Source organism: Flavobacterium sp. (assembly GCF_031363805.1).
In the GTDB taxonomy this organism is placed as follows: domain Bacteria; phylum Bacteroidota; class Bacteroidia; order Flavobacteriales; family Flavobacteriaceae; genus Flavobacterium.
This window is the reverse complement of record NZ_JANLVD010000240.1, coordinates 1-6281: the sequence shown is the minus strand read 5'-3', so window position 1 is coordinate 6281 and position 6281 is coordinate 1. Positions and strand designations below refer to the sequence as shown.

Genomic DNA, 6281 nt, shown 5'->3' with positions numbered 1-6281 from the left:
TAATTATCTATAGCATAAAATTCTTGCATCAGCCTTGTAATGCTTTTTATATCAGAAAGTTGTAAAGGTTTGAAAGTTGTCAAAATTTATTTTAAATAATGTGTTTGATTAATGTCTGTTGCCTTTCCATGTTCCACCATACTTATAATTTGCCAATTGTTTTGATTTTTCGCAACAAGATTGGCAAACAAAAATCCAATTTTTATTGTTGGCAATCAAAATTCTAAAAAGAATTGTTTCTTCTTTATTACAAATAGCACAAATTTTGGTTTTCATTTCATCCTATAATATGATTCAAAATTATTTGAGTTGCCCCTTTATTCATTTGTACAAAAGTGCTGCAAATATGTCCTTTTTCTAATCTTTCGTCTTCATTTTGAATCAAACTATTCACCGTTTCATTCAATTGTTTTTCATTGGAAACAGATATACAACCTCCTAAATTAACTAAAGCTATAGCTTCTGCAAAATGCGAATAATTCGGCCCAACCACAATTGGAATTCCAAAAGTTGCTGGTTCTAAAATGTTATGAACGCCAGGATTTCCAAATCCACCACCTACATAAGCCAAATCTGCATAGCTGTAAATTTTAGTCAAAATCCCAATGGTATCAATAATAAAAACATCAAAATCGACTAAATTTTTATTCTCTTTTTCTGAAAACAACACTATTTTTTTTGAAATTTTACTATTAAATTCTTGAATAAGATTTCTGTCAATATTATGCGGTGCAATGATAAATTTTAAGTTTTTAGACTCATTTATAAAATTTATAAACAGGTTTTCATCTTTCTGCCAGGAACTTCCAATAACGATTGTTGTTGTTTTTTTTTCCTTGTAATCAGTTGTAGCTTTCTTTTTAAATTCTGAAATAAAATCTAAAGAATTGTCTTTTTCCAAAATAGAAACTACTCTGTCAAAACGTGTATCGCCAGATATTTTTACGTTATTGATTCCAATACTTAAAAGTAAATTTTTTGAACTTTCGTTTTGAACAAAAAAGTAATCAAAAGATTTCAAAGCTTTTCTGTAAAAACCGCCATACCATTTAAAAAATGATTGGTTTTTTCTGAAAATACCAGAAATTAAGTAGGTTTTAATTTTCTGTTTTTTTAATTGATTTAAATAGTTTGGCCAAAACTCATATTTGATAAAAAATACCATTTCCGGATGAACCAATTTCAAGAATTTTTTGGCATTGGATTTGGTGTCTAACGGTAAATAAACCGTAACCTCAGCAATCGAATTGATTTTCCGAACTTCATAACCTGATGGTGAAAAAAAAGTGATTACAATTTTGTGATCTGGGAATTTTTCTTTTACATTTTCAATCACTGGCAAACCTTGTTCGTACTCGCCAAGCGAAGCTGCATGAAACCAAATGGTTTTGTCAGTTTCATTTATTTTACTTTTTAATGTTTCAAAAACCTTTTTTCTGCCATTCACAAATAGTTTAATTTTTGGACTAAAAAGCGCTGTGATTTTTAATAAAAAACTAGCAATGTGAACAATTAAGTTGTAGAGGAAAAGCATATTTAAGGAAATTTATTATAAATGTCTTTCCTATGTTGAAACTGAACAAAAGTCGCTACATTATTTTTAATGATTAACCCAATTCGGTAATTTTCGATTTTTATTCGATAACAATCGGTAAACCCAATAAGTTTTTTTAGATTCAGAATTTTATTTATTGATTCCGCTTTTTCAACATTATCAATAGTATTTTGCAAGTTTAAAATCAAATTCGAATTCTTAATTTTTTTTATAGCTTTTAAATACGAGTTCATGAATACTATTTCCATTTATTCATAACTTTAAAAACTTCTTCTTTTAACGCAACTCCCGATTTCATTCCTTCATCAATCATTTTTCCCAGATTTTTTTCTACTTTTAGCTCGTAGGCAGGATCATTCTCATCAACAAAATCGTTATTTGAAGAAATTTTTTGTACTTCCACACCAATCTTTTTGGCAAGATTTACCAATAAGTTCATATCTTTTTTAGAATTGCTTTTAAATATTACAGTTTCCATCTATTTTTCATTTTATACAAATATAATAAATATGTTTCTTAAAATTAATTCTTATTTTTGTGTCACTAATTTCATAAAATGAAAAAAATTCAAATGGTTGACCTCAAAAGTCAATACGAAAAAATAAAAGATACTGTAAATGCTTCTATTCAAGAAGTTTTAGATACCAATACTTATATAAACGGCCCTGAAGTTCAAAAATTTCAAAAAAATCTGGAGGAATATCTAGGTGTAAAACACGTAATTCCATGTGCAAATGGTACCGATGCTTTGCAAATTGCTATGATGGGATTGGGTTTGAAACCTGGTGATGAAGTGATTACTGCTGATTTTACATTTGCAGCCACAGTGGAAACCATTGCTTTATTACAGCTTACTCCAGTTTTGGTCGATGTAGATATGTACAATATGAATATTGATATTGATGCGCTACGAAAAGCGATTACACCCAAAACAAAAGCGATTATTCCAGTACATTTGTTTGGTCGTGCCACCAATATGGAAGCCATAATGCACATTGCCAACGAGCATAATTTACTTGTAATAGAAGACAACGCACAAGCCATTGGAGCAAATTGCAAATTTTCTGATGGTTCAAAAAGAAAAGCAGGAACCATAGGTCATGTTGGCGCAACTTCATTTTTTCCAAGTAAAAATTTAGGATGCTATGGCGATGGTGGTGCTATTTTTACCAATGATGATGCGTTGGCTCACACCCTTCGAGGTATTGCCAATCATGGAATGTATGAAAGATACCACCACGATGTTGTTGGCGTAAACTCACGATTGGACAGCATTCAAGCCGCGGTTTTGAATGTCAAATTGCCAATGTTGGATCAATATGGAAAAGCCAGACAAGATGCGGCTAGAAAATATTCATTGGCTTTTGAAGGTCATAAAAACATTGTAGCTCCAAGTATTTGCGATATTTGCGATTGCCATGTTTTCCATCAATATACTTTAAGAATTATTGGTGCTGACAGAAATGGATTGATGCAACATTTGCTAGACAAAGGTATTCCGTGTGCTATTTATTATCCTATTCCGTTGCATTTGCAAAAAGCCTATTTGGATGTTCGTTATAAAGAGGAAGATTTTCCGGTAACCAATCAATTGGTGAAAGAAGTTTTATCGTTACCAATGCATACAGAGCTTGACGATGAGCAAATTAAGTTTATAACAGATTCGGTTTTGGAATTTTTAGGATAGTTTTGGAACTGAAGTTTAGTATTTAATAGCGTTGTTTTTAACGATTGTTAATTTTCCAGCTAGTATAACCACAATAAACACTACAACTAAAACCAAACTTGATTTAACATTTCCAAGATTCATTCCTTCAGGTTTTGTCAAATAGTCGCCCATAGTTGCCCCAATTGGGTGTGTCAGGATAATGGCCAACCAATATAAAATTTCTCTAGATATTTTTGTAAGATATACAAGTGCAACAACAATTGTGAGTAAACTTAACAAAAGCAATGTTCCGCCATCAAAGCCAAGTGGCGTGTTGTGTGCAAGTAAATCTCCAAATGCAGTTCCCAATGTGCTAGAAGTAAGTATGGCTATCCAATATAAAAACTCCGTTCGTTTGTTTAATCCGTTTTCAATGGTATTTGTTTTAGAGTGATATTTCCAAATACTGAATGTAATTATGAGTGCTACAACCAATAGTATTGTTCCAAAAGTATATCCTTGATTTTCGGTATATCCTAATTGCAAATGAAAAAAAGATCGGCTTATAAAATCGGAAATTGTAGTTCCAGCTGTACTTGCCAACGTTATAACTGTCCAATATAAAAGTGGTTTTTGACTTTTTGAATAAATGGAAATTGTTAATGCAATTATAAAAAGCGATATTAATACAAGTGTTCCACCGCCATAACCTAAATTAAAAGTTTGAGAAATTAAATCTCCCGCTGTTTCGCCCATGGTATTGGCACTAATAATTAATGCCCAATAAAAGAGATTTATTTTTGGTAAATGTTTCATTTATTATTCGTCAATTTTTTTTCTATTGATTTCAAAATTTCCAGCTGTTTGGCTTGGCTGTCAAACAGTACTTTTATTTGTTCTTCCAAAAGCAAATCTATTTTTTGATTGAGCGCTCGGATTTCCAATTCTGCTTTTAGATTAATCAAATAGTCATTTTCGCTTCTTTTTCTGTCTTTTTCTTCTTGTCTGTTTTGGCTCATCATGATGATTGGTGCTTGCAAAGCTGCAATGCATGACAAAATAAGATTCATTAAAATAAACGGATAAGGATCGAAATCTGCTTTTGTTGGCGCAAGGCTATTGAACAAAATCCACAGTATTAGAATAACAAAAAACGAAATTATAAAAGCCCAACTGCCGCCAAACCTTGCTACTTTGTCTGATATTTTTTGCCCTCTAGATAAAATATCTTTGGGTGGATTAAGTAAGTTTTGAATAATTAAATCTTCATCCTCAATTGACTTTTTTACAATTTGTTGCAATTTTTTTAGTTGCTCACTTTCAGATTGTAGTAGTTTATTTGTGTCTCTGTTCATTTTATTTGTTCCAGAAGTTAAAAATCATAAATACTATTATTGCAAATATTCCAATTAAGGAAACAATGAATAAGTAATCGGCTATTTGTTCCAGTTTATATTCTCGGTTTTTGTTTTGTGTTCGTATGGAAATGAATGATAAAACGCATGAAATTGTTAAAAGCAACGCCACAACTGATGTAAATTCGTCAATTAAATTGTTTTCTGATTTATTGGATAAATGAAGTGATGTGATAATAAAAAGGCAAAATCCAAGCAAATTTGCAGATGTTGATAAAATATGTTGTGATGTTTTATTTGCCATTTTGTATTGGCTAAGTTACTTAATTTATGGTGAAGTTGGTATGCATGCTGTCCTTTGTATTTATATGGACTTTAAAGGAAATTTATTTGAACTAATTATTAAGTTTTGTGATTTATAAAATTAAATTTAAAGTTATCTGTATTTTCTAATCCCAACATAAGACACATTTTTTATTTTCAATTCTTTACCCACTTTTTTCAGTAATCCAGTTTCAATATTGCGTTTAAATACGAACACATTTCCACTAATCAAGTTTGTGGTAATTAAAAATTTTCCTGTTTCGTCAATTGCAAAAACTCTCGGATGTTTGCCTAAAGATGATTGATAACCAACTATTTTTAGTTGTCCGTTGTCTTGAATTCCAAATATTGCGATATTATTTTCTTTTCCACGATTTGACGCGTACAAATATCTTCCATCGGGCGAAATATGAATGTCTGAACTTGCAAAATCGTCCTTATATTTATCGGAATGTGCATTTATACTTTGAATGCTATCCAATTTTCCATTTTCATATTTATAAACGTTTATTGTTCCTGTTAATTCTTCAACACAATATGCAAATTTCCCGTTTGGGTGAAAAGTAAAATGTCTTGGCCCACTTCCTAAAGTTGTCTTCGTAAATTCATTTTCTGCAACTTGCAAAGGTTCGATTTTATCTTTTTCAAATTTGTAACATCTAATTTTATCTGCGCCTAAATCTGGCAAAAAAACATAGTCAAAATTCGGCGAAAAAACTGTTGAATGAATGTGTGAACGATCTTGTCTTTCTTTATTTATACTCCCGTCGGAAAATTGAAAGTTTTGAGCAATCGGATTTATAGTTCCGTTTTCGGAAATTGGATAAACCGAAACACTTCCTTCGGTATAATTTCCACTAATCAACCAATTCCCATTTTTATGAACTGTCAGATAAACAGGATTTTCGCCGCCACTTTTCTGACTATTTATAAAAGTGAGCGTTTTATTTTCGGGTTTAAATTCAAAACTGCTCACACTTCCACTATTTGGAGTTTTACTTTCTGTACAAGCAAACAAATATTTTCCATTTGGTGACAAAGTTAGAAACGATGGATTTGAAAAGCCTTTTACTGCTGTAATTTTCGATAGTTTCCCACTAATTGTATCCAATTCATAAACATGAATCCCTTCTGTTGTTTTTTCACGATTAAATGAGCCAAAAAAAACATAAGTGTTTTGCGAATAAACATTTACACAAGAAAAAATTATAACTATTAACAGGATTTTATTTTTCATTATTTCCAATTATTTTAAATATATTTAATTTTGAAGCAAAAATATAAAACCACTCCGTAGTTTAATTATAAGATTAAATTTCTAACTACAAAACTTACTTAAAACCCCCAATTGCGCCAAACTTTATTAACTGCAGCTATTTTATTGAATAATTTGTTCCTG

The 6281-nt window shown here is 30.7% G+C and carries 8 protein-coding genes; 1 reads left to right on the top strand and 7 read right to left on the bottom strand.

Annotated features, from left to right (window positions below):
* Window positions 1–108: 108 nt before the first annotated feature.
* The 3 genes from RMN92_RS12495 to RMN92_RS12485 form a co-directional block, all read right to left on the bottom strand.
* The gene (locus tag RMN92_RS12495) at window positions 109–276 is read right to left on the bottom strand and encodes a hypothetical protein (protein ID WP_309609772.1); all 168 of its coding nucleotides are present in this window, start codon (window positions 274–276) and stop codon (window positions 109–111) included.
* 1 nt (window position 277) lies between these two features.
* The gene (locus RMN92_RS12490; RefSeq protein WP_309609771.1) at window positions 278–1534 is read right to left on the bottom strand and encodes a glycosyltransferase N-terminal domain-containing protein; all 1257 of its coding nucleotides are present in this window, start codon (window positions 1532–1534) and stop codon (window positions 278–280) included.
* Between the two features lie 259 nt (window positions 1535–1793).
* Entirely contained in the window at window positions 1794–2033 is a 240-nt protein-coding gene (locus RMN92_RS12485; protein WP_309609770.1) for a hypothetical protein, read from the bottom strand.
* Window positions 2034–2111: 78 nt separating this feature from the next.
* Between RMN92_RS12485 and RMN92_RS12480 the strand changes: the two genes are divergently transcribed.
* Window positions 2112–3242, top strand: coding sequence for a DegT/DnrJ/EryC1/StrS family aminotransferase (locus tag RMN92_RS12480; protein WP_309609769.1), 1131 nt, complete (start codon window positions 2112–2114; stop codon window positions 3240–3242).
* Window positions 3243–3257: 15 nt separating this feature from the next.
* On the opposite strand, the gene RMN92_RS12475 is transcribed toward RMN92_RS12480, so the two are convergent.
* The 4 genes from RMN92_RS12475 to RMN92_RS12460 form a co-directional block, all read right to left on the bottom strand.
* On the bottom strand, window positions 3258–4019 hold the full coding sequence (locus tag RMN92_RS12475) for a hypothetical protein (protein WP_309609768.1): 762 nt from the start codon (window positions 4017–4019) through the stop codon (window positions 3258–3260).
* Entirely contained in the window at window positions 4016–4558 is a 543-nt protein-coding gene (locus tag RMN92_RS12470; protein ID WP_309609767.1) for a DUF1003 domain-containing protein, read from the bottom strand. The genes RMN92_RS12475 and RMN92_RS12470 overlap by 4 nt, the downstream gene beginning before the upstream one ends.
* A 1-nt stretch (window position 4559) precedes the next feature.
* Window positions 4560–4862, bottom strand: coding sequence for a hypothetical protein (locus RMN92_RS12465; protein ID WP_309609766.1), 303 nt, complete (start codon window positions 4860–4862; stop codon window positions 4560–4562).
* Window positions 4863–4994: 132 nt separating this feature from the next.
* Complete coding sequence (locus RMN92_RS12460; protein WP_309609765.1) at window positions 4995–6119, bottom strand: lactonase family protein; 1125 nt, start codon at window positions 6117–6119, stop codon at window positions 4995–4997.
* Between the last annotated feature and the right edge of the window lie 162 nt (window positions 6120–6281).

Bases quoted from the DNA above. Each gene is read 5' to 3' on its own strand.
- RMN92_RS12490 (WP_309609771.1), bottom strand. From the start codon at position 1,534: ATGCTTTTCCTCTACAACTTAATTGTTCACATTGCTAGTTTTTTATTA.
- RMN92_RS12475 (WP_309609768.1), bottom strand. From the start codon at position 4,019: ATGAAACATTTACCAAAAATAAATCTCTTTTATTGGGCATTAATTATT.
- RMN92_RS12495 (WP_309609772.1), bottom strand. From the start codon at position 276: ATGAAAACCAAAATTTGTGCTATTTGTAATAAAGAAGAAACAATTCTT.
- RMN92_RS12465 (WP_309609766.1), bottom strand. From the start codon at position 4,862: ATGGCAAATAAAACATCACAACATATTTTATCAACATCTGCAAATTTG.
- RMN92_RS12470 (WP_309609767.1), bottom strand. From the start codon at position 4,558: ATGAACAGAGACACAAATAAACTACTACAATCTGAAAGTGAGCAACTA.
- RMN92_RS12480 (WP_309609769.1), top strand. From the start codon at position 2,112: ATGAAAAAAATTCAAATGGTTGACCTCAAAAGTCAATACGAAAAAATA.
- RMN92_RS12485 (WP_309609770.1), bottom strand. From the start codon at position 2,033: ATGGAAACTGTAATATTTAAAAGCAATTCTAAAAAAGATATGAACTTA.
- RMN92_RS12460 (WP_309609765.1), bottom strand. From the start codon at position 6,119: ATGAAAAATAAAATCCTGTTAATAGTTATAATTTTTTCTTGTGTAAAT.